The 22758-nt window shown below is 29.9% G+C and carries 20 protein-coding genes; 14 read left to right on the top strand and 6 right to left on the bottom strand.

The window, feature by feature from the left end; all coding sequences use genetic code 11:
• The first annotated feature begins 166 nt into the window (after positions 1-166).
• The 9 genes from AC2D6T_RS00805 to AC2D6T_RS00765 all read left to right on the top strand — a co-directional run bounded on the left by AC2D6T_RS00805 (position 167) and on the right by AC2D6T_RS00765 (position 10366).
• Positions 167-1537 carry a PSP1 domain-containing protein gene (locus AC2D6T_RS00805; protein ID WP_298946115.1) on the top strand — a complete coding sequence of 457 codons (1371 nt, stop codon included), beginning with the start codon at positions 167-169 and terminating at the stop codon, positions 1535-1537.
• The gene (locus AC2D6T_RS00800; RefSeq protein ID WP_484680135.1) at positions 1515-2015 is read left to right on the top strand and encodes a gliding motility lipoprotein GldH; all 501 of its coding nucleotides are present in this window, start codon (positions 1515-1517) and stop codon (positions 2013-2015) included. The genes AC2D6T_RS00805 and AC2D6T_RS00800 overlap by 23 nt, the downstream gene beginning before the upstream one ends.
• 62 nt (positions 2016-2077) lie before the next feature.
• Positions 2078-4366, top strand: a complete 2289-nt coding sequence (locus AC2D6T_RS00795; RefSeq protein WP_298946111.1) for a transglycosylase domain-containing protein — start codon at positions 2078-2080, stop codon at positions 4364-4366.
• 12 nt (positions 4367-4378) lie between these two features.
• Positions 4379-6184: an AMP-binding protein gene (locus tag AC2D6T_RS00790; protein ID WP_484680134.1), complete on the top strand. Its 1806-nt coding sequence runs from the start codon at positions 4379-4381 to the stop codon at positions 6182-6184.
• Positions 6185-6189: 5 nt separating this feature from the next.
• On the top strand, positions 6190-6420 hold the full coding sequence (locus tag AC2D6T_RS00785) for a hypothetical protein (protein WP_484680133.1): 231 nt from the start codon (positions 6190-6192) through the stop codon (positions 6418-6420).
• Between the two features lie 43 nt (positions 6421-6463).
• The gene (locus AC2D6T_RS00780) at positions 6464-7225 is read left to right on the top strand and encodes an exodeoxyribonuclease III (protein ID WP_347186676.1); all 762 of its coding nucleotides are present in this window, start codon (positions 6464-6466) and stop codon (positions 7223-7225) included.
• A gap of 41 nt (positions 7226-7266) precedes the next feature.
• A complete protein-coding gene (locus tag AC2D6T_RS00775; protein WP_484680132.1) occupies positions 7267-8751 on the top strand; it encodes a lytic transglycosylase domain-containing protein in 1485 nt (494 codons plus the stop codon).
• 6 nt (positions 8752-8757) lie between these two features.
• The gene (locus tag AC2D6T_RS00770) at positions 8758-9741 is read left to right on the top strand and encodes a DUF4837 family protein (protein ID WP_438989885.1); all 984 of its coding nucleotides are present in this window, start codon (positions 8758-8760) and stop codon (positions 9739-9741) included.
• A 220-nt stretch (positions 9742-9961) separates the two neighbouring features.
• Positions 9962-10366 (top strand): DUF1761 domain-containing protein, encoded by a 405-nt coding sequence (locus tag AC2D6T_RS00765; protein WP_484680131.1) that lies wholly within the window; start codon positions 9962-9964, stop codon positions 10364-10366.
• A gap of 49 nt (positions 10367-10415) precedes the next feature.
• Here AC2D6T_RS00765 and trpS read toward each other — a convergent pair whose 3' ends face one another.
• Positions 10416-11384, bottom strand: a complete 969-nt coding sequence (gene trpS, locus AC2D6T_RS00760) for a tryptophan--tRNA ligase (RefSeq protein ID WP_484680130.1) — start codon at positions 11382-11384, stop codon at positions 10416-10418.
• 174 nt (positions 11385-11558) lie between these two features.
• Between trpS and AC2D6T_RS00755 the strand changes: the two genes are divergently transcribed.
• Together AC2D6T_RS00755 and trhA are read left to right on the top strand one after the other, a co-directional pair.
• Positions 11559-12344: a lysophospholipid acyltransferase family protein gene (locus AC2D6T_RS00755; RefSeq protein WP_484680129.1), complete on the top strand. Its 786-nt coding sequence runs from the start codon at positions 11559-11561 to the stop codon at positions 12342-12344.
• On the top strand, positions 12322-12963 hold the full coding sequence (gene trhA / locus AC2D6T_RS00750; RefSeq protein WP_484680128.1) for a PAQR family membrane homeostasis protein TrhA: 642 nt from the start codon (positions 12322-12324) through the stop codon (positions 12961-12963). Before AC2D6T_RS00755 ends, trhA begins: the two co-directional genes overlap by 23 nt.
• A gap of 48 nt (positions 12964-13011) precedes the next feature.
• Here trhA and AC2D6T_RS00745 read toward each other — a convergent pair whose 3' ends face one another.
• Together AC2D6T_RS00745 and AC2D6T_RS00740 are read right to left on the bottom strand one after the other, a co-directional pair.
• Positions 13012-13485, bottom strand: coding sequence for a CYTH domain-containing protein (locus tag AC2D6T_RS00745; RefSeq protein ID WP_484680127.1), 474 nt, complete (start codon positions 13483-13485; stop codon positions 13012-13014).
• A gap of 5 nt (positions 13486-13490) precedes the next feature.
• A complete protein-coding gene (locus AC2D6T_RS00740; RefSeq protein ID WP_484680126.1) occupies positions 13491-14468 on the bottom strand; it encodes a class I SAM-dependent methyltransferase in 978 nt (325 codons plus the stop codon).
• A gap of 151 nt (positions 14469-14619) precedes the next feature.
• Here AC2D6T_RS00740 and porZ point away from each other — a divergent pair, with 151 nt between their 5' ends.
• From porZ to AC2D6T_RS00725, 3 genes are read left to right on the top strand one after another with little or no spacing between them, the layout of a single operon-like run.
• Positions 14620-16953 (top strand): type IX secretion system anionic LPS delivery protein PorZ, encoded by a 2334-nt coding sequence (gene porZ, locus AC2D6T_RS00735; RefSeq protein WP_484680125.1) that lies wholly within the window; start codon positions 14620-14622, stop codon positions 16951-16953.
• Positions 16954-17676: a DNA repair protein RecO gene (gene recO, locus AC2D6T_RS00730; protein ID WP_484680124.1), complete on the top strand. Its 723-nt coding sequence runs from the start codon at positions 16954-16956 to the stop codon at positions 17674-17676. It begins immediately after the preceding gene.
• The gene (locus AC2D6T_RS00725; RefSeq protein ID WP_484680123.1) at positions 17677-20160 is read left to right on the top strand and encodes a TonB-dependent receptor plug domain-containing protein; all 2484 of its coding nucleotides are present in this window, start codon (positions 17677-17679) and stop codon (positions 20158-20160) included.
• Here the strand turns inward: AC2D6T_RS00725 and AC2D6T_RS00720 are convergent, their stop codons facing one another.
• The 3 genes from AC2D6T_RS00720 to AC2D6T_RS00710 are packed head-to-tail and all read right to left on the bottom strand — an operon-like array spanning position 20161 to position 22595.
• Positions 20161-20514, bottom strand: coding sequence for an SdpI family protein (locus AC2D6T_RS00720; protein ID WP_484680122.1), 354 nt, complete (start codon positions 20512-20514; stop codon positions 20161-20163). It abuts the gene before it with no gap.
• 43 nt (positions 20515-20557) lie between these two features.
• On the bottom strand, positions 20558-21424 hold the full coding sequence (locus AC2D6T_RS00715; protein WP_438989293.1) for an acyl-CoA thioesterase: 867 nt from the start codon (positions 21422-21424) through the stop codon (positions 20558-20560).
• Positions 21425-21428: 4 nt separating this feature from the next.
• Positions 21429-22595: a GNAT family N-acetyltransferase gene (locus tag AC2D6T_RS00710; RefSeq protein WP_484680121.1), complete on the bottom strand. Its 1167-nt coding sequence runs from the start codon at positions 22593-22595 to the stop codon at positions 21429-21431.
• Positions 22596-22758 lie beyond the last annotated feature (163 nt).

Here is a 22758-nt window from a genome sequence, read left to right as displayed (position 1 = left end):
AATTTTATATCTTTACTCGTTAAGCAATAAAAGTAAATTTTATTGTAACTATTTAGTAATCAATTTAAATAAAAGTTTGTGGTGTTCGTTATTTAGTTATGTATGTAAACTTATTATAAAAGTTTGCAAACAACTAAAAATTAACAACTAAAAACTAACAATATATATGGCATGTGGAAGTTGTGGTACAACAGAAAATGGAGTACCAAGAGGATGTAAAAGTAATGGTAATTGTGGCACAGGAACTTGTGGAAGCGGTAGTAATAAACTAGCCGTTTTTGATTGGTTGTCTAACATGACCTTACCTAGTGGACAAGAGCGTTTTAATATTTTTGAAGTCCGTTTTAAAAACGGAAGAAAACATTTTTATAAAAATGTAGATAATTTACCCATAACTATGGGAGATATTGTGGCTGTTGAAGGAAATCCTGGGCACGATATTGGTACAGTTTCTTTGGCAGGAGAATTGGTAAAAGTGCAAATGAAAAAACGCAAAATTACCGAAGATAGTGAAGATGTAAAGAAAATTTACCGAAAAGCAAGCCAAAGAGATATTGATGTTTGGCAACAAGCAAGAGCTAAAGAAGAAGAAACCCAAAGAAGAGGAAGAGAAATTTTAGGACGTTTAGGTTTGCAAATGAAATTGTCTGATGTAGAATATCAAGGAGATGGTAATAAGGCTACTTTTTACTACACAGCAGAATCTAGGGTAGATTTTAGACAGTTGATTAGAGATTTGGCAAGCGCATTTTCTATTCGTGTAGAAATGAAACAAGTGGGTGCCAGACAAGAAGCAGCACGTTTAGGTGGTGTAGGTTCTTGTGGTAGAGAGCTGTGTTGTTCTACCTGGTTAACAGACTTTAGAAAAGTAACAACATCTGCAGCACGTTATCAGCAATTATCTTTAAACCCCTTAAAATTAGCAGGGCAATGTGGTAAATTAAAATGTTGTTTAAATTTTGAGTTAGACACCTATTTAGATGCCTTAAAATCCTTTCCTAAACAAGATGTTGTTTTAAAAACAGAAAAAGGAGAGGCTGTTTTTGTAAAGATGGATATTTTTAAAAATCACCTTTGGTATACCTACAAAGAAGAGCGTTTTAAATGGTTTCGTTTAACTTTAGAACAGGTTTTAGAAATTATAGAACTTAATAAAAACAACAAAAAGTCTGCAACGCTAGAAGAATACGAATCTGATGTGGTAATTCCAGAAAAGGTAGATTTTGAAGATGCAGTTGGGCAAGATAGTTTAACACGTTTTGATGCTCCAAAAACAAGTAAACGTAGAAGAAATAATAGAAATAGAAAAAAGAAAAAACCTGTAGGAGCTGATGCTACAAAAGTAGCGCCAAAAACAAATACGAAGAGAAAACCTCAGGCAAAACAACAAAATAAAAATAATCCAAATCCTAGAAAACAAAACAATACTAAAAACAAGCCAACAGGCGAAATAACAAAAACAAATCAACCAAGAAGAAAGAATAACAGAAATCGTGCAAATAATAATCCAAAAAATGGAAACGATTCAGAAAAATAAACTTTTTTGTTTACTTTTTGTGGTGTGCACAATGTGCATTTCCTGTAATGATAAAGTAGAATTTAGTCAATATAAAACCCTTAAAGATAGTTCTTGGAAAGCATCAAAGAAAATAAGTTTTAATTTTAATATTACAGATACGCTATCGCCCAAAAACTTATTTATAAACATACGCAATAATAGTGCTTACGAGTTTAGTAATTTATACTTAATAACGGTTTTAAAATTTCCAGATAGCACAAAAGTTGTAGATACTTTACAATATAAAATGGCAGATGAAAAAGGTGCTTATTTAGGAAGCGGTTTTTCTGAAATTAAAGAAAATAAACTATTTTATAAGGAACGTAAAGTTTTTCCAAAATCGGGTAGTTATGCTGTAGAGATTTTTCAAGCTATGAGAAAAAACGGAGAAATAGAACCACTAAATAATTTAAAAGGTATACAAGATGTGGGTTTTAGTATCGAAAAAATCGAATAAAACATACATAGAAAATATCAATATATAAAAGCTCAACACCATGTTGAGAACAATTTTTTATCATGAAAAAAAAAGAAAAAACAAGCTATAAAAAATATGTAAAATGGTTTTGGGGAATTATTTTAGGCGGTTTTGGAATTATCTTACTACTTTTCTTTATTGCCTCAGTAGGTGGTTTTGGTGCTTTACCAACTTTTGAAGAATTAGAAAACCCACAAACTAACTTAGCTACAGAAGTAATTTCTATAGATGGTAAAACCATTGGTAAATACGCTAAAGAAAACAGAACGCCTATACACTTTAAAGAGTTGCCAACAAACTTAGTAAATGCTTTGGTTGCTACAGAAGACGAGCGTTTTTACGAACATTCTGGTATCGATTTTAGAGGTACTGTAAGAGCTGTTTTAAAACCAGGTAGTGGTGGTGCAAGTACTATTACGCAGCAATTAGCTAAAAATTTATTTACCAAAAGAGCATCTAGTAATATTTTTAAAAGAGTATTACAAAAATCAAAAGAGTGGATTGTTGCCATTAAATTAGAACGCCAATACACAAAGCAAGAAATTATTGCTATGTATTTAAATACGCAAGGCTTTTTATTTAATGCCTCTGGCATACGCTCTGCAGCAAGAATTTATTTTGGTAAAGAAGCCAAAGATTTAGATGTGCAAGAAGCGGCTATTTTAGTTGGAATGTTAAAAAACCCCAGACAATACAATCCTAATAGAGAAATTTCTAAAGGAAAATCGTTGATAAGAAGAAACGTGGTTTTTGCACAAATGTACAAGAATGAATTTTTATCAAAAAAAGAAAAAGATTCTTTACAAAAATTACCCTTAAAAATTAACTTTACTCCAGAAAGCCATAGTGATGGTTATGCTACTTATTTTAGAGGTCATCTACAAAAAGTAATGCGTAAGTGGGTAGAAAGGCATCCAAAACCTAATGGAGAAGAATATGATATTTTTAGAGATGGTTTAAAAATATACGTAACCTTAGATTCTAGAATGCAACAATATGCAGAAGAAGCTGTAAATGAACATTTGGCCAACTTGCAAAAATTCTTTTTTAAAGAACAAAAGAAAAACAAAACAGCGCCTTTTTACGACATCGAAAAAAGTCAAATTAAAGGTATTTTAGAAAGGGCCAAAAGAAATTCAGACAGATACAAACGTTTAAAAAACGCAGGAAAATCTAAAAAATACATAGACCAAGTATTTAACAAGAAAACAGCAATGCGAGTGTTTTCTTACAAAGGAGATTTAGATACCATCATGTCTCCAAACGATTCAATTAAATATTATAAATTCTTTTTACGTTCAGGTTTACTATCTATAGAGCCACAAACAGGTCATATAAAAGCTTGGGTAGGTGGTGTAAATTACAAACATTTTAAATATGATGCTGTAAAGCAACAAAAAAGGCAAGTAGGCTCTACCTTTAAACCTTTTGTGTATGCAACAGCTATCAATCAGTTAAAAATGTCTCCTTGTGATCAGTTTCCAAATGTACCTTACACCATACCACAAGGAAAATATGGTATCCCAGAAGAATGGATGCCTAAAAATTCTAATGAAAAATATGGAGGTATGTTAACTTTAAAACAAGGTTTAGCAAGTTCTGTAAACACGATGTCTGCAAGATTAATAGATATGGTTTCTCCAGCAAATGTTGTACGTTTGGCAAAAGCTGCCGGTATAGAAAGTGAGATTAAAGCTATACCATCTATCGCTTTAGGTGCTGTAGATTTATCTTTACTAGAAATGGTAAGTGCTTATGCTACGTTTGCCAATAGTGGTTTGCGTGTAAGCCCAATGATTATTACTAGAATAGAAGACAAAAACGGAACAGTTTTAGAACAATTTACACCAAAAACTCAAGAGGTTTTAAGTGAAGAATCTGCTTATGTAATTATCGATTTATTAAAAGGAGTTACACAGTCTGGTTCTGGTGTTAGATTGCGTTCTCCTTACACTACCTTTCCAAAAATAGTTACGGGTTTTCCTTATAATTTTGAAAACGAAATTGCAGGAAAAACAGGTACAACACAAAATCAGTCAGATGGTTGGTTTATGGGAATTGTGCCTAATTTGGCAACAGGAGTTTGGACAGGTGGAGAGGATAGATCAACCCATTTCACTGGAATTGGTTATGGACAAGGAGCAACCATGTCTTTACCCTCTTGGGCTTTATTTATGAAAAAATGTTATGCAGATAAAAGCTTAAACATTAGTAAAGAAGATTTTGAAAGACCAGAAGATTTAAGTATCAAAGTAGATTGTGATGAAAAAACAGATGAAGAAGAGAAAGACAAAATAGATACAATTCCAGAAGAAGATACAGATTTTTAATACCATTCATCTATGTGGCAACCAACAGTAGAAAAAACACTAAACTCAAATATTGATACGTTGATGAAAAAACATCAATTTACCAATTATAAAGATTTATGGGAGTGGTCTGTTGCACATAAAGAAACTTTTTGGGAAGAAACTGTTGCAAATCTTCATATCATTCAACATAAAAAATTTGAACAAATTTTAAATATTGATGATGGAGTAACCAAAGCAAAATGGTTGTTTGGTGCTCAATTAAACATCATAGATTCTTGTTTTCAAAATAAAGATAATGCTACTGCAATTGTGTTTCAAAAACCCAATAAAGAGGTTCAAAAAGTAACACAAAAAGAATTAGAAAATCTTGTAAATAAAATTGCCAATAGTTTTAAAAATATTCAAGTAAAAAAAGGGGATACCATTGCAATAGATTTACCAATGACAGTTGAGTGTGTAGCTATTTATTTAGCTGCCATAAAAGCGGGTATTAAAGTAGCTACAATTGTAGATAGTTTTACCCCAAAAGAAATTCAAGTTCGATTACAAATTACAAACCCAAAAGTAGTTTTTACACAAGATGTTTTAGAGAGAGCTGGTAAAATATTTCCTTTATATGAAAAAGTTGTAACCGCCAATACCCATAAAATAGTTGTTCTAAAAACGCAAAAAGAAACAGCTGTTTCACTAAGAAATCAAGATGTTTCTTGGGATGATTTTCTATCAGAAAACACCAATTTTACCTCTGTAAAACAATCACCACAAGATTGTATAACCATCCTTTTTTCTTCGGGTACAACAGGAGAGCCTAAAGCAATTCCTTGGAATCATACCACAGCAATAAAGGCAGCTTCAGACGGCTTCTATCATCAAAATATACAAGAAAATGATGTAGTTTGTTGGCCCACCAACTTAGGTTGGATGATGGGACCTTGGTTAATTTTTGCAACCTTAATAAATAAAGCAGCTATAGGTTTGTATTATGATGCACCTTTAGGTGCAGGTTTTGGAGAATTTGTTCAAAATGCAAAAGTATCTATGTTGGGAGTAATACCTAGTATTGTAAAACATTGGAAGAATTCAGGTTGTATGGAGCCATTTAATTGGAATGCAATTAAAAATTATAGTTCTACAGGAGAGGTTTCTAACCCTACAGAAATGAACTATTTAATGCAACTGGCAAACAACAAACCAGTTATAGAGTATTGTGGAGGTACAGAAATTGGTGGTGGTTACATAACAAGTACAGTTGTGCAAGAAAATATACCAAGTACTTTTTCTACCAAAGCTTTAGGTAGCGATTTTGTTTTGTTAAATGAAAATTATCAGGAAACTACGCAAGGAGAAGTTTTTTTAATTCCGCCAATTATGGGACTTTCTACAGAGTTGCTCAATAAAAATCATCAAAAAATATATTATGATGACACACCTAAACATCAAAAAGTTTTAAGAAGGCATGGAGATGAGTTAAGGCAATTAGAAAACGGCTATTTTAAAATTTTAGGACGCGTAGACGATGCTATGAATTTAGGCGGAATAAAAGTAAGCGCTACTCAAATAGAGGCGGCTATCAATCAATTAAATTTTGTGTTAGAATCTGCTGCCATTGCAGCTGCTCCAGAAGATGGAGGTCCTGCAAAATTAGTGGTGTTTTATGTAGAGAATAAAAACCAAAATAACGATGAAGATCGATTAAAAGCAGCCCAAAAAATTGTAAAAACAGAACTGAATCCTTTATTCAAAGTTGCAGATTTGCTAAAGATTGATGTGTTGCCAAGAACTGCATCTAATAAAATTATGAGAAGAACCTTAAGAGATAATTATAAAGTTAAATAAAACGAATGGAGCTTTTTAAAAAAACATATTGGTTGATAACTCCATTTTTAATTCTGGTTTTTATATTGTTGTTAGATAAAGTTTTTAACGTAAAAGAAATTTTAATTAATACAGCAATTGCAGTAGGTTTGGCCTACATTTTATCACCAAAAGTAAAAATTGTAGAAAAACAAAACGGTAAAGAAGCACAAATTAAATGGTTATTTTTTAAAAAAGTAATTCATAAAAAACTTTAGAGATTCAGTTTTCTTTCCTTTAGGAAGAAATAAATATGAGAATATGAAAATAATATCTTACAACGTAAACGGAATTAGAGCAGCATTAAAAAAAGGATTTTTAAATTGGTTAGAAGCCGCAAATCCAGACGTTATTTGCATACAAGAAACCAAAGCACACAAAGAACAATTAAATTTAGAGGATTTCGAAAATGCAGGTTACCCATATCATTATTGGTTTTCTGCACAAAAAAAAGGCTATTCATCTGTTGCAATTTTATGCAAACAAAAACCCAATAATGTGGTGTATGGTACAGGCATAGAAACAATGGATTTTGAAGGTAGAAATCTACGAGTAGATTTTGATGATGTCTCAATTATGAGCATGTATTTGCCATCGGGTACAAATTTAGATAGATTGAGTTTTAAGCTAAATTATATGGATGAAATCCAAGAATACATTAACCATTTAAAACAAGAAATACCCAATTTAGTGATCTGTGGAGATTACAATATTTGTCACGAAGAAATAGATATACACAATCCAAAAATGAAAGGTGTTTCTGGCTTTTTACCAGAAGAAAGACAATGGATTGGCGAGTTTATAGAAAGCGGATTTATTGACAGTTTTAGATATCTAAATCCAGAAAAGCAAGAATATTCTTGGTGGAGTTATAGAGCAAACGCAAGAGCCAATAATAAAGGTTGGCGTTTAGATTATGCCATGGTTTCAGAACCTTTAAAAAACAATATTTCTAGAGCGTATATTTTGGGTGAAGCCAAACATTCAGACCATTGCCCAATTGCTGTAGAATTAACTTTTTAAACACTATTTAGCTAAATTATAAAGAAGCTAACAATTATATAATGAAAAAATTTTTGATCCTTTTTTTGATCTCTTCAAGTATTTTTGCACAAATACCTACAAATACAATTCCTAAAAAAATATCACGTACAGATTTGTTTACAGATTATGATATTGTGTTGATAGATAGTTTGTTAATGGATACAAAGTATAAATCGCCTTTGTACGATACTTCTGAATATTTTATTAAAAACATCAACGATAAAAAAGTAGAGGATGTACCCTTATCAACCCCAATTTTAAAAGAAAGATTGCAAAAAATTGATACCAAAACACCTTTTCATATTGCTTACAACCCTGCATTAGAAAAAGTTATAAAATCGTATTTAAAATACAGAAAAAGATATTATCCAGCTTTAATGGCAAAAGCAGTTTTTTACTTTCCAATGTTCGAGAAATATTTAGATCAGTACGATATTCCTTTAGAAATGAAATATTTGGCAATTGTAGAATCTGCATTAAACCCAACTGCAAAATCTAGAGTGGGTGCCACAGGTTTGTGGCAATTTATGTACACAACAGGTATACAATACAATTTAAAAGTAAGTTCTTATGTAGATGAGCGTCAAGACCCAGTTAAAGCTACCATTGCTGCATGTAAATATTTATCAGATTTATACAATATTTTTGGCGATTGGGATTTGGCTTTAGCAGCCTATAACTCTGGTCCTGGAAATGTTGCAAAAGCTATAAAACGCTCTGGAGGTTATAGAAATTACTGGAATATTAGACCTTTTTTACCAAGAGAAACAGCAGGTTATGTGCCTGCATTTTATGCAACCATGTATTTGTTTGAGTATCAAAAAGAACATCAATTAATTGCAGAATCACCACAAATTCGTCATTTCGAAACAGATACTATTCAAATAAAAAAAACCATTAGTTTCGATCATATTTCAGAAACTACAGGCATTAGTTCAGAGTTAATTCAGTTTTTAAATCCTTCTTACAAATTAGATATTATTCCTTTTGTTGCTAATAAAAATTACGCTGTAACCTTGCCTAGAAAAAACGTATTTCACTTTTTAGATAAAGAAGAAGCAATGTATACCTTGGCAGCAGAAGATGCAGCAAAAAGAGAAAAGCCTTTACCTAAGTATTTTGAAATGGATAAACGCATTCGTTACAGAGTAAAAAGTGGCGATTTCTTAGGCAAAATTGCAAACAGATATGGTGTAAGAGTTAGTGATATTAAAAGATGGAATCGTTTAAAAACTAGTCGATTAAGAATCGGACAACGTTTAAGTATTTATCCTAAAAAACTGGCAATTCCTAAAAAATCTGTTCAAATTGCAAGCAATAAAAAAACAATAAAATATACTAAAAAAACCAAGTTTGAAACTTATACTGTACAAAAAGGAGATTCTTTATGGACAATTTCTAGAAAATTTAAAAATGTTTCTATAGAAGAAATTAAAAAGTGGAACAATATTTGGAGTGCTAAAAGTCTAAAACCAGGAACTAAACTTAAAATATATAAAAGCTAAATCAAAATGAAAAAAATAATAACTCTATTTACCTTTGTAATCTTAATAACATCTTGTACAGGTAATGATAAATTTGTACAAAGAAACTCCATTGGTAAAATAAATAAAGTAATGGTAGTTACTAAAGCGAGTGATTGGAATGGAGATTTAGGTGATAAAATTAGAAATTCTTTTGGAGAACTAATGGTTGGTTTGCCACAACCAGAACCCATCTTATCGATATCGCAAGTAGCACCCAATGGTTTTGGTAGTATGATGAAGGTTTCTAGAAACGTTCTAGTAATAGGGAATGGTGATAAAGAAGATTTTTTTATTAAGAAAAATGTTTATGCGCAACCACAAACCATTGTATATGTATATGCAAAAGATGATGAAGGTGTTATAAAAATGTTTCAAAAACACGAAAATGAAATTATAGCTGCTTTTATAGCATCTGATATTTCTATGACTCAAAATCTTTTTAAAAAGAGAAAGCTTGATGAAAGTAAATATAAAACAGTACAAAATTTAGGGGTTACTTTAACCATACCAGATAATTTTAAAACTGTAGACGATACAGGTGAATTTTTATGGTTAAGACAACATTTAACTAGTGGTATTGCTAAAACAGGTAGTAACAATATATTAATGTATGCAATTCCTTTAGAAGATGAAGAAAAAGTACCCGAAAACATTGTGTCTGTTAGAGATAGTATTGGTGCAAAATACATTCCTGGTTCAAATCCAGAAACCATGCACATGATTACAGAAGAAGCCTACACACCTTTCACATCAGAAATAACTTTTAACGGTTTAAAAGCTTTTGAAACTAGAGGTAAATGGGAGGTTAAAAACGATTTTATGGCAGGTCCTTTTTTAAACTATTCTATTGTAGATAAAAAGAATAATAGAATTCTAGTTTTCGAAGGTTTTACCTATGCACCCTCTGTAAATAAAAGAGCTTTTATGTTTGAGTTAGAAGCCATTGCAAAATCGATGAAGATTCAATAAAGATCTTTAATTTAAAAATTAATCCAAGCCTAAAAGAAACTTCTTTTAGGTTTATTTTTTTTGTAAACATCTAAATATCAATTTCTTATTTACTATATTTGATTTTCAACTAAAAAATTTTATATATTATGGAAATGAATTTTTACATCTTTTTTGTAGCGGCATTATTGCCAATGTTTATCGGTTTTTTTGGTATGGACCTTTATTTGGTAATACTTGGATGCGACAAATGGGTTTTACCAAAGAGTCTTTAGAAGGAACAAATATGGCAAAAACACTAGTTATTTGTTTTATTTTAAGTGTACTTATAGCTTTTGCTTTAATGCCAATGGTTATCCATCAAATGGGCGCTTACTCTACATTAGCAGGCGAGCCTGGTTTTAATGAACAAACAGGAGAAGCCTATTCTTATTTTGAAAAATTTGTATCTACTTATGGAGACAGATTTAGAACTTTTAAACACGGTGCTTTTCATGGTATATTATATGGTGTTTTTTTGATTTTACCAATTTTAGGCATACAAGCAATGTTCGAAAAAAAATCATTTAAATATGTAGCCATAAATGCTGGTTATTGGATTGTTACTTTAGCGTTAATGGGAGGTATTATTTGTGAGTGGTTATAAAAAAAACACTTATAATGTAAAAAAAACCTCGCAATTTGCGAGGTTTTTTTTAGTATCCTATTTTATTTCTTAGTCTTTTTAAAACTAAATCTGCAGTAATTTTTGCTTTTGAAGCACCTATATTTAGCGCTTCATCAATTTCGTGTTTATTCTCCATAAAATGATGATAACGTTCTCTAACTGCAGCAAATTTTTCTAAAATTAATTCATACAATGCTTGTTTTGCATGTCCATAACCATAATTACCACCTACATAATTTGCTCTCATCTTTTCAATTTGCTCTTCATTAGCAATTAATTTATAAAGAGCAAAAACGTTATCTGTATCTGGATTTTTGGGCTCTTCTAAAGCCAAACTATCTGTTTTAATACCCATTATTTGTTTTCTTAACTTTTTATCAGTTAAAAATATATTAATGGTATTATTTCTAGATTTACTCATTTTTTCTCCATCTGTACCAGGTACAAGTTTTGTGTGCTCTTGTATTTTTGCTTTTGGCAGCACCAAAGTATCTCCTATAACATTGTTAATTCTGCTGGCAACATCTCTAGTAATTTCTAAATGTTGTAATTGGTCTTTACCAACAGGTACAATTTCTGCATCGTACAACAAAATATCTGCAGCCATTAACATTGGGTAGGTAAATAAACCTGCATTTACGTCTGCTAATCTATCAGATTTATCTTTAAAACTATGTGCCAAAGTAAGTCTTTGATAAGGAAAATAACAGCTTAAATACCAAGTTAACTCTGCAGTTTGTGGTATATCACTTTGTCTGTAAAAAACAGTTTTATGAATGTCTAAACCACAAGCCAACCAAGTTGCTGCTGTACTATAAGTGTTTTCTCTTAAAATAGTACCATTTTTAATTTGAGTTAAAGAATGCATATCTGCAATAAAAAGAAAAGCTTCATTTTCTGGGTTGTTTGCCATTTCTACAGCTGGTAAAATAGCACCCAATAAATTTCCTAAATGCGGGGTACCCGTACTTTGTACACCTGTTAAAATTCTAGACATTTATTTTTATTTATATGATTTTTTTACGAGTATTAGATATATGCTCGTGGTTAAAGCACAAAAATAAGGTTTTGATTAGTAAAATCAATAAACAATAAGAATATTAGTATTTTTGTTACGTTAGTTTTTTTAATATAAATGTAAATATTACATAATTTAACTACAATTCTATTCGTGAAGATTTTAAAAATACCTTTTTTACTTGTTTGGCGCTTATGGTTTTACCTACTAATGTTTGCCTCCATCTTAATTTTATCGCCTTTATTATTGGTATTCACATTTAAAGAAAATCAATACCCTATATTTTGGAAATTAGCAAGAATTATATCTAAAATTCTAATTTACGGAATGGGTTTTAGGTTAGATTTAACAGCAGAACAAGAAATAGAGCCTAATAAAAGTTATATGTTTTGCCCAAATCATGCATCGTTGTTAGATCCTTTTGTGTTAATTGCAATTAGTAAAAATCCAATTGTTTTTGTGGGTAAAAAAGAACTAGTTAAAATTCCTGTATTTGGTTTTTTCTACAAAAGAGTGGTAATAATGGTAGATAGAAGTAGTTTAGAAAGTAGAAAAAGAGTTTTTAAAATGGCTAAAGAAAGGTTGCAAAATGGAGTAAGCATGGCAATTTTTCCTGAAGGATTAGTCCCTACTGAAGATGTTGTTTTAGCACCTTTTAAACAAGGAGCTTTTAGTTTAGCTATTGAGTTTACAATACCCATTGTGCCACAAACTTATTACGATTGTAAACGTTTTTTTTCTTGGGATGTTTTTAAAGGGAGGCCAGGAAAATTAAGGATTAAACAGCATAAATTTATAGAAACTAAAGAGATGTCTGTAGTAAATGATATGAATCAGTTAAAAGACAAAACATTTGCAACCATTTACCAAGAATTGACAAATGATAAAAAGTATATGAAAGATACCATTAGACAAAATGAGCGAAAAATTAAATCATAACTATTCAGATTCTGAAGAAAAGCTAAATATTTGGTCTCATGCATTTGGTTTACTATTAAGTCTTATTGCATTTCCATTTTTAATTATAAAAGCGCTTCAGTTTAGCGGTTTTTTAAAACCTATAAGTTTTATAATTTATGGCACAAGTTTGATTATTTTATATGCAGCTTCTACTTTTTATCACGCTGCAAAAAATGCCATTAAAAGACGAAGGTTAAATATTTTTGATCATGCAGCCATTTATGTTTTAATTGCGGGTAGCTATACACCTTATTGTTTGGTTGCCTTAGATAGTACTTTGGGCAATTACATGGTAATTTTTGTTTGGCTTTTTGCTTTGGTGGGTATTATTTTAAAACTTTTTTTTACAGGAAAATTCAATATAATTTCTACAGCAATGTATTTGTTAATGGGGTGGCAAGTGGTGTTTTTTATAAAACCTTTAATAGAAAATTTGTCTTCTTACAGCCTAAATTTACTTTTTTTAGGAGGTGTTTTTTATAGTATTGGAGCCATTTTATATGTGATAAAAAAACTTTCATACAACCATGCAATCTTTCACTTATTTGTACTTTTGGGTAGTATTAGTCATTTCTTATCCGTATATAATATTTTATAGATAGCAGTAGTTTTATGAAATTTCTTAGAACTTTTTTTTCGAGGTTTTTTATACCCATTTTTTAAATGAATTTTTACTGATATAAGAATTGTAATACTTAATAATTCCAGTTACTTCTTTAGACAACCAATCTGGTTTTTCAAATTTTTCGTCTTCCTCTTGTAATTCTATTTCTGCAATACGTAAACCCTCGTTTTCTCCCAAAAATTCATCAACTTCAAAAAGGTGTTTTCCTTTTTTTATAAGATACCTGTTTTTCTCAATAATGGTAGGTTCACATAAAAGTAATAAATCTTCAGCTTCAGTAAGTTGTATTTCTTTTTCCCATTCGTATCTGCTAGTTCCTGTTTTGTTAGACTTTCCCTTTATTGTTAAAAAAGCTTTATTCTCTGCAATTCTAACTCTAACAGTTCTACTTTTATTAGAATTTAAATATCCTTGTTTTATGTATTTTTTTTGATGTTTCTCTTTTTTAAAGTCATCATTTTTTACTAAAAATTTTCTCTCTATTTCTAAATTCATAATTGTTAGCTGTTATTTTGGTAAATACCAAACACAAAGTCTGAAGAATTACTTAAAAGGTAATTGTCTTCAAATAAAAAAACCTTTTCTAATACTTCCTTTTTTTCTTTATCTAAATTAAAAAAGTGATGAGATATGTCTCTCAAAGCGCTCATTAATAAGTTTCCACCATAAGGCTTTTCTAAAACAACTTTGTAATGTTTATGTATTGAAGGCATAATACTACTAGAATCTACACATTCAGAAGGATCTGCCATTATCATTCTAAATAATCCTACGCCTCTATATTTATTTTTATGGATTGATGTTTTGTAACGTGTTCTAAATTTTTTTGGGATTAATTTGATGGTTTCATTTATGTTTTTAATTTGATTTCTAGAAAATTGATGTCTTGTTGCACCAACAAATTCATTAATAATAAGAAAGCCATTTGGTTTTAGTGTTTTTTTTATTTGTTTAGATAATAGTAAATCTATATTATTAAAATGATGAAGTGAAGATTTAAAAAAAACGATATCAAAATCATTTTCTTTAAAATCAAATTCATTAATATTTTTGGCTATAAAAGTGATGTTAGTTAGATTGTTTTCAGAAGCTTTTTTTGCTGCTTTTTTTAATAAATTCGTTGCAATATCTACACAAACAATTTCTTTAAAAATTAGTGATTTTTTTGCTAATTCAATTTCTGGATTAGAAATTCCAGAGCCTAAAGATAATAGGCGCAACTCAGTTTTATCTTTTAAAAAGTTATCTTTTAAAAAATCTAGATAATTTTTATTTTTATTTCCAGAGATTAAAAAATTCCAACGTTCATTAACCATTGGAATAGACCAAAAATTAGAAGATATAAATGAACTGTCATTAAATGCACTTTTTGTTCTTTTTTCTCTATTTAAAGTAAATTTTGAAAAGAAAAACTGTTTTCCTCTTTGCTTTATCTTAAAATAAGTATCTATAAAATCATCTAATGTTATTAGTCTCATTATTTTCCAATATTTTAGGCTTTTTTTATTCTCAGTAAAGATACTATTGTTTTAATAATCTTAATTTTAAACTTAAAAGCTGTTTATTAGATAACAAATTTATTAATTTTGACGTTTAGAAGTTAATAGATTTCAAATATGAACTCATAAAATGAAGAATTTTTTTTTTATTTTTTTATTATTTCTGAGTACTATAATCAACTCGCAAACAGATTACAGTACTTCTTGGGAAGATTTTTATTCTTACAACAATGTAAAAGATTTTGTAAAAGTAGATAATGTTATTTATGCGCTTTCAGACAATGCTGTTTTTACTTATAATACCATAGATGGCGAAATTTCGAAACTATCTTCTGTACAAGGCTTGTCTGGAGAAACTACTACTGCAATACACTACAATAAGGAATTTAAAAGACTGGTAATTGGTTATCAAAATGGTTTGGTAGAAGTAGTAGATGATAATGGTACCATCACCATTTCATCAGATATTGTAAATTTTAATCAATCTGGAGAAAAAAGTATCAACCATATTAGCGAATTAAACAACAAACTTTATTTAGCAACGCCTTTTGCAATTGTAGTGTATGATATAGAAAATTTAGAATTTGGAGACACATATTTTATCGGAGCCAATTCATCATCAATACAAATAAATAAAACAATTGTTTTTAACAATACTATTTATGCAGCAACACAAAACGGCCTTTTTACTGCAGATGCAACTAATAGTGTTTTAATAGATTTTAATAACTGGCAACAAGCTTTTCCTACCAAAAAATTTAGCAATATTGCATTGTTTAATAACACAGTGTACCTTGCAGAAAATAATACCTTATTCCGTTTTGATGGAACTACAATATTACCCATAAATAGTTTTTCTGAAACCATACAAAGCCTAAAACCTTCTATAACAAATTTAGCAATTGCCCTAAATAATAGTGCGGTTATATTAGGTGCAAGTATGAATCAAGTTGCACAATTTGAATCAAATACAAATACAGTTTTTACCTTAAACACAGCTTTCTTCGAAAATAATTTAGCCTATTTAGGTACAAATGAATTAGGTGTTTTAGCGGTTACAGCATCCGAGCCAACAAATTTTTTAGAAATTCATCCAGAAGGACCGCTTTCTAATGAAGCTTTTTCTATTGCAGCACATAACAAAAATTTATGGGTGGTTTATGGTGGATATTCAGCTGTTTTTGGACCTTCTTTTAATAGAAAAGGCTTTAGTCATTTTAATGGAGAAAGTTGGATTAATACAAAATATAATCCAGATTTTCCTTTAACAGATTTAAGTCATATAACTATAGATACCAATGCAGAAAACAAAGTTTATATAAGTTCTTTTGGAGATACAAGAAAGGTTAATTCACCTCTAACAGGAGGTCTCTTAGTAGTAGAAAATGATCAAATTACAACATTTTACAATCACTTAAATAGTCCTTTAGAAGATATTGTTGCTTTAGATCCAAATAGAGTAACTATTAGAATTAGTGGTACAGCATTAGACTCTCAAGGTAATTTGTGGGTTACAAATATTGGAGTGCCCAATGAGTTAAAAAAACTCTCTGCAAATGAGCAATGGTCTAGTATTGATATGAGTTCTGTAAAAACAAATCCTGCATTTGGTTTAAGTGAAATGATTGTAGATAGAAACAATAGTATTTGGTATGGTTCTAGAAACAATGGAGCTTTTGTTTTTAACGAAAACGGAAATAGAAAAAAATCGTTAATTGCCACACCAAATTTAGGTAATTTGCCAGATGGAACTGTTAGAACAGTAGCTGTAGATAGAAGCAACCAAATTTGGTTAGGAACCAAATCTGGTTTGGTAGTTTACAAAAATGCTTCTGGTATTTTTGATGATGCTACACCCAATGCAAGTCCAATTGTTGTAAACGCAAATGAAGATGGTTTTGGAGATAGACTTTTAGGAGACCAAACAATAAATTCTATTAAGGTTGATGGTGCAGATAACAAATGGTTTGGAACAGATAATGGTGGTGTTTTGTGTACAAACCCAAGTGGACAAACAACTATAGCTAATTTTAGTAAAAAAAATTCGCCTTTACCATCAAATAAGATTGTAAAAATTGCTGTTGATGATATAAATGGTAAAGTATTTTTTGCTACAAATAAAGGTATTGTAGCCTACAATAGTAATGTAGCACCTTTTGGTGATGTTTTAGGTGATGTTTATGCGTACCCCAATCCAGCTTTAATAAATCATTCAACCGTAACTATAGATGGTAGAAATGGCACACATTTGCCAAAAGGAACCAACGTAAAAATATTAGATGTAGCAGGTAATTTGGTTTACGAAACCAATGTTGTAGAAGGACAAGAATTACAAGGAGGTAAAGTAGTTTGGAATAAGAAAAATTTAGCGGGTAAAAGTGTAGCATCTGGTGTGTACATTGTTTTACTTTCTAATGACGATGCTTCTGAAACCTCAGTTACTAAAATTGCCATTGTAAATTAAATGGCAATTGTAACCACCAAAGCAATTGTTTTAAGCGCACTAAAGTATAGTGATACTAGCTTAATTGTAAAATGCTACACAGCACAAGAAGGTTTAAAATCTTACATCATAAAAGGCATTTTAAAAGCTAAAAAAGGAGGAATTAAAATTGCTTATTTTCAACCACTTACCCAATTAACTATTGTTGCAAATCACAATAATAAAAGTACGTTAAACAACCTAAAAGAAGTACAAATACTAAATCCTTATAAAACTATTTATAAAGATATTGTTAAACAATCTGTAGTATTATTTATTTCTGAAGTTTTAGCAAGTAGTATACAAGAAGAAGAAAAAAACGAAGGCTTTTATAACTATTTAGAAACGGCACTTATTTGGTTAGATGTACATGATAAAATTGCCAATTTTCATTTATTGTTTTTATTAAACACCTCAAAATACCTTGGTTTTTATCCAGATTTATCAGAGAAAGAAAAAATGGGTTTCGATTTATTAAATGGAAGTTTCTCAGAATCAGCAACAAACAAAAATGTAATTACAGGTAATAAATTTTATCAATTTAAAAAGCTGTTAGGCATAAATTTTGATGCTATAGAAAACGTGTCTTTTAGTAAAACAGAAAGGCAAATGGTATTACAAATCATCATACAATATTTTGAATTACATTTGGACGGTTTTAGAAAACCAAAATCTTTACAAATATTAGAAACAGTATTTAGTTAAATGAAAAAATTCCTTTTTATAATAAGCATTTTTGTTAGTTGTTTGGCTTATAGCCAAAACGTAAAAGTTGTAGATAAACAAACTGGTAAAACTGTTAGAAATGTTAGTGTTTTTAATGATCTACAAACTATAAATACTACTACAAATAATGGTTTTGCAGATATTTCTGACTTTAGAAAAAACGAAATTATTGTTTTTTCTCATCTTTCTTATGCTGTTCTAAGAATTAAAAAAGCAACCATATTAGCAACTAATAATATAGTTTATTTAACCAAAGAATCAGAACAGTTAGATGAAATCGTAATTTCTCTATTTAAAAAAGACCAAAAGTCTAGCAAAATTGCAGAACAAATTGCGGTATTAAATGCTAGAGAAATTCAAAAAGTATCTCCACAAACATCGGCAGATTTATTGGCAACAATACCTGGTGTAAAAGTGCAAAAATCTCAATTTGGTGGTGGTAGTCCTGTAATTAGAGGTATGGAGTCTAATAGGGTTTTATTAGTGGTAGATGGTGTAAGAATGAACAATGCTATTTACAGAAAAGGCCATTTACAAAATGCTATTACTGTAACACCAAATATGTTAGAAAAGACAGAAGTTGTTTTTGGACCATCGTCTGTAATTTATGGTTCTGACGCTTTAGGAGGTGTAATTCATTATTACACAAAAACACCTAGACTTTCTGATGAAAATGAAGTAAAAAGTCAGTTTTTTTCTAGATTTTCTTCTGTAAATCAAGAAATTACAACCAATGTAACTGCAGAGGTTAGAAGAGAAAAATGGGCGTCTTTAACCAGTATTTCGTACAGTGATTTTGGCGATTTAATGGCAGGTAAAAATCGTTCTCATGGCTTTGATAATTGGGGTAGGGTTTACTATTATTCAGAAAATTTACATGGTAATTATAAAGCAAGTCCCACAAAAAATTCGAATCCAGATTTACTAAGAAATACAGGCTATAATCAAACAGATGTTTTACAAAAGTTTTTTGTACCTCTATCTAAAAGCACAGACTTAAACGTAAATTTACAATACTCAACATCATCAGACATACCAAGGTTTGATAGATTAATGGAGCTAACAGACCTAACAGATACCTCTTCTTTAAAGTTTGCAGAATGGTATTATGGACCACAAAATAGGTTTTTAGCATCTACACAATTAATACTAAATCCCCATAAAAATTGGTTAGAAGAAGGAAGTATAACTGCAGCTTACCAAAACCTACAAGAAAGTAGAATACAGCGTAAATTTGGTAGTTTAAACAGGTCTTACAGAGAAGAATCTGTAGATGTTTTTAGTTTGAATGGCGATTTTTCTGTGCCTTTAACTACAGATAAAACCAGAAATTTATCTTATGGTTTTGAGATAGCTTATAACGATGTGGCTTCTAATTCTTATGGAAAAGAATTAAAAATTGTAAACGGAGAAATTAATGGGTTTTCCAACGATTTTAAAGTACAATCTCGTTATCCAGATGGTAATAGTAATTACTTAAGTTCTGCTGTATATGTAGATTACAGACAAGATGTTAGCAGAAAAGCTACGTTAAACACAGGCATCCGTTTTACGAATACACAACTAAATGCAACTTGGATAGACGAAACTTTTCTTCAGTTTGAAGATAAAGATATTTCTGCAAATCATTCTGCAGTTACTGCAACAGCTGGTTATGTATACAAACCCAATAAAAATTGGCAAATAAATAGTGTGGTTTCTTCGGGTTTTAGAGCACCAAATATAGATGATATTGGAAGAGTTAGAGAAAAAGCTGGAAATGTTACCATCCCTAATATTTCTGTTACACCAGAATTCGCTTACAATGGAGAGTTTAGTATTTTAAAGTTTTTTAACGATAAAAAATTTAGAATAGGTGCCAATATTTATTACACATTATTAGATAATTACATACAAAGAGATTTTGTATATAATACAGATGGTAGCATAAAACAAGTAGAGTTCGATGGTGATTTAGGTAATGCTGTTTCTAATCAAAATAAGGGTACTGCATACATTTGGGGATATACTTTAAATTATTTAGGGAAGTTGTCTAATCAATGGAATACTTCAGGATTTATCACCTACACAAAAGGTAGAACTTATGATACAAAAGAACCAATGTCATCAATTCCGCCTTTATTTGGTCAATTTCTAGTAAGTTATAAAAAGGATAAATTAGAGTTAGGAGCAGATTTTAGATTTAATTGTAAGAAAGATATTGAGGACTTTAATATTACAGAAGGTATCGACAATCATGATTTAACACCCATTGTAAATGCAAATGCTACTGAAGAAGTAGCTACTTATTTCGGCTCACCAAGTTGGTTTACTGTTGGTTTTAATGGAAGATATGTGGTAAATCCTAATTTTTCTCTACAAGCAAGATTAGATAATTTACTAGACAAAAATTACATAGAGTTTGCTTCTGGGGTTGCAGCACCTGGAAGAAATCTATCTGTTTCTTTAATGGCCGTTTTTTAATTATTTACGCTTTGGTTTTCCTTCGTCAGTAAAATTATCATTTAAAGCACGTTCTGTTTTAATAATACTTACTATAATTGATAAAAGTACTAAAAGCATGGGTTGCCAAGAAAGTTCTTTGTTGGTAAAATTGGCAAAAAACAAACCTGCTAAAAAAGAAATACCAGCATAAATTAATAGATTTTTATTAAAAACGCTATTGGCAAAATCCCAAATTTGTTGATTTTCCATTGCTTTTGGTGTTCTGTAACCATACCAACCATTAATTTTTTTCGGAGGAAATTTCCAAAAAATAATACTTAATAAAAACAACAATCCGTTTGTAGTTGTTACATAAATTAAAGATTCACTCATATTTTTTTGTTTTGCTTACTGCTTACTGCTTACTGCTTACTGCTTACTGCTTCTTAGGTCGTAACAATCCCTCTTGAGCAAAAGAAGCTACTAAGGTTCCTTTTCTAGTATAAATATTACCTTTTGCCAATCCTCTTGCACCAAATGCGTTGGGAGATTCTGCCGAAAAAAGCATCCAATCATCAAAATTAAAGTCTCTAAAAAACCACATAGAATGATCTAAACTTGCCGTTTGAGTATTGCTAAAATTATATTTGCTAGCATTCGGGTTAAAAGCTGCATTTAAAACATTGTAATCAGAAATATAGGTTAATATTTCTTGTTTAGTTCTGTAATCTAAATTCTTAGAACTTCCTTTTAAACGAAACCAAACTTGCTCGTTAGCAGGTAGATCTTTTGGGTCTAATGGATTTGGAACTCTAACAGGTTTAAACTCTATAGGCCTTTTTACACTTAAAAAAGCTTTGGTAGATTTTGGTAAAAAATCACCAAATTGATCTAACATATCATCCCAACTTAATAATTCTTCGGGTTGTTTTAGGTCTTTATTAAATGTTGTTTGATGCTCAAAACCATCTTCTTTTTGATGAAAAGAGGCAGCCAAAATAAAAATTGTTTTTCCTTTTTGGCTTGCAGTAACTCTTCTTGTAGAAAAACTACCACCATCTCTCATTTCTGCCACATGATAATTTATTGGCACAGCTAAATCTCCTGCTTCTAAAAAATAAGAATGTAAAGAGTGTAAAAACCTATTTTCTGGTATGGTTCTATACGCTGCGTTTACTGCCTGTGCTAATACTTGCCCACCAAAAACATTGGGGCTACCAATGGTATAACTTTCTCCGCTAAAATTATTTTCTCCTACATCAGTTAAGTTTAAAAGTGCAATTAATTCTGTACTTGTTTGCATTTTTTTAATTTTTAAATGGAAATTTTTGTTGAAACGGCGTTGGTTGTATCTTTTGCAAAAATAACTTTAATATTTTGTTTGTAATATTTTTTTTATGACGAAGATACATCGTTAAATCTTGTGGTACAGCACCTACAGAACTTTTAATATCGCTAGCAGTTCTGCCAAAATTAATTTTAGATAATTTACGTTCTATGGCAATTTCTATATAGGTGTATAACATTCTTTGGTAAATTGCATATGGTTTATTCCATTTATAATTTATCCCCACAAAATGTGCATCTAAATTGTTATTGTTGATGATTCCAGACATAAAACCCACAAGCTTTTCTTCTAAATAAAAGGCTTTTAAAATATAATTCTTGCCAAAATGTTGCTTTAAATCAATGTAGGTTTCTAAATTAAATTCACCCAAATTAAAATTAGAGTTTTCAGCTACTTTTTTATACAAACTTGTCATTTCTGGCAAGGTTGTTTCAATATTTTTTGCTGTAATGTTTTCTATGTTTAAAACAGCACTTTGTTTGAAGGCTTTTTTAGCTTTTACTCTAAATTTGGTTTTCATAGCAGCCAAATAATCTGCAAAATTTTGCCAATTTTCATCTATTTTTAATAGCATATTGGGTTCTACAGAAAACGGATTGTAACTTACTTTTTTTAATTCGTCTGTTATAAATAAAGATTCATTTGTAAAATCTTTTAGTAAATATGCATCGATATTATTTTTTAAGGTAGCATTCGATTTTACAAAATGATTAATGGCCTTTGCCAATTTTAAAATAACCTTTTGTTTTTCTTGATTTTCGGCAATAAATAATCCATGTTCTCCACTTACAAAAGTATTACCAGAAATTAACAAACGTAAAGGTTTGTTTTCTTTTAATATACCAAGTTTTCTGCCTAAAATTTTTAAAAAATCAAAATCGTTTTGCAATGCATGTATGTAAAAGTTAATAATTTTAATGGTTGAAAAAGCAATGGGTGTTTCGTTTTCATCAACCAAAACAATATAAGAAAATGTAATTTTTGGATGATTTTTTTCAATTGACTTTAAAAAATCTCTATGAAAATAAATATTATTTTCACAATCTAAGGTTTCCCAAATTTTTTGGTGAATTTTATCAATAGAAGTAAAAAATAAAGCTGTATTTGTAGGCTTACAAGAAATCAAATTTATATACTAAATTAGTTAAATTACAAACCTCTAAAATAGGGCTTTTAGTTTATAATTTGTGGTTGTAAGGTTTTTAAGAATATATTATCTAATTATAACGTTTCTTTAACAAAGTTGCTTTAAGTGTTTAAGTAGGGCAAAATTCTAAAAAACTATCTTT

Source organism: Polaribacter sp. YIW18 (assembly GCF_057219325.1).
The sequence above is the reverse complement of the archived record's forward strand: the minus strand, read 5'-3'. Positions and strand labels throughout refer to the sequence as shown.

Bases quoted from the DNA above. Each gene is read 5' to 3' on its own strand.
- AC2D6T_RS00805 (WP_298946115.1), top strand. From the start codon at position 167: ATGGCATGTGGAAGTTGTGGTACAACAGAAAATGGAGTACCAAGAGGA.
- AC2D6T_RS00800 (WP_484680135.1), top strand. From the start codon at position 1,515: ATGGAAACGATTCAGAAAAATAAACTTTTTTGTTTACTTTTTGTGGTG.
- AC2D6T_RS00795 (WP_298946111.1), top strand. From the start codon at position 2,078: ATGAAAAAAAAAGAAAAAACAAGCTATAAAAAATATGTAAAATGGTTT.
- AC2D6T_RS00790 (WP_484680134.1), top strand. From the start codon at position 4,379: ATGTGGCAACCAACAGTAGAAAAAACACTAAACTCAAATATTGATACG.
- AC2D6T_RS00785 (WP_484680133.1), top strand. From the start codon at position 6,190: ATGGAGCTTTTTAAAAAAACATATTGGTTGATAACTCCATTTTTAATT.
- AC2D6T_RS00780 (WP_347186676.1), top strand. From the start codon at position 6,464: ATGAAAATAATATCTTACAACGTAAACGGAATTAGAGCAGCATTAAAA.
- AC2D6T_RS00775 (WP_484680132.1), top strand. From the start codon at position 7,267: ATGAAAAAATTTTTGATCCTTTTTTTGATCTCTTCAAGTATTTTTGCA.
- AC2D6T_RS00770 (WP_438989885.1), top strand. From the start codon at position 8,758: ATGAAAAAAATAATAACTCTATTTACCTTTGTAATCTTAATAACATCT.
- AC2D6T_RS00765 (WP_484680131.1), top strand. From the start codon at position 9,962: ATGCGACAAATGGGTTTTACCAAAGAGTCTTTAGAAGGAACAAATATG.
- trpS (WP_484680130.1), bottom strand. From the start codon at position 11,384: ATGTCTAGAATTTTAACAGGTGTACAAAGTACGGGTACCCCGCATTTA.
- trhA (WP_484680128.1), top strand. From the start codon at position 12,322: ATGAGCGAAAAATTAAATCATAACTATTCAGATTCTGAAGAAAAGCTA.
- AC2D6T_RS00745 (WP_484680127.1), bottom strand. From the start codon at position 13,485: ATGAATTTAGAAATAGAGAGAAAATTTTTAGTAAAAAATGATGACTTT.
- AC2D6T_RS00740 (WP_484680126.1), bottom strand. From the start codon at position 14,468: ATGAGACTAATAACATTAGATGATTTTATAGATACTTATTTTAAGATA.
- porZ (WP_484680125.1), top strand. From the start codon at position 14,620: ATGAAGAATTTTTTTTTTATTTTTTTATTATTTCTGAGTACTATAATC.
- recO (WP_484680124.1), top strand. From the start codon at position 16,954: ATGGCAATTGTAACCACCAAAGCAATTGTTTTAAGCGCACTAAAGTAT.
- AC2D6T_RS00725 (WP_484680123.1), top strand. From the start codon at position 17,677: ATGAAAAAATTCCTTTTTATAATAAGCATTTTTGTTAGTTGTTTGGCT.
- AC2D6T_RS00720 (WP_484680122.1), bottom strand. From the start codon at position 20,514: ATGAGTGAATCTTTAATTTATGTAACAACTACAAACGGATTGTTGTTT.
- AC2D6T_RS00715 (WP_438989293.1), bottom strand. From the start codon at position 21,424: ATGCAAACAAGTACAGAATTAATTGCACTTTTAAACTTAACTGATGTA.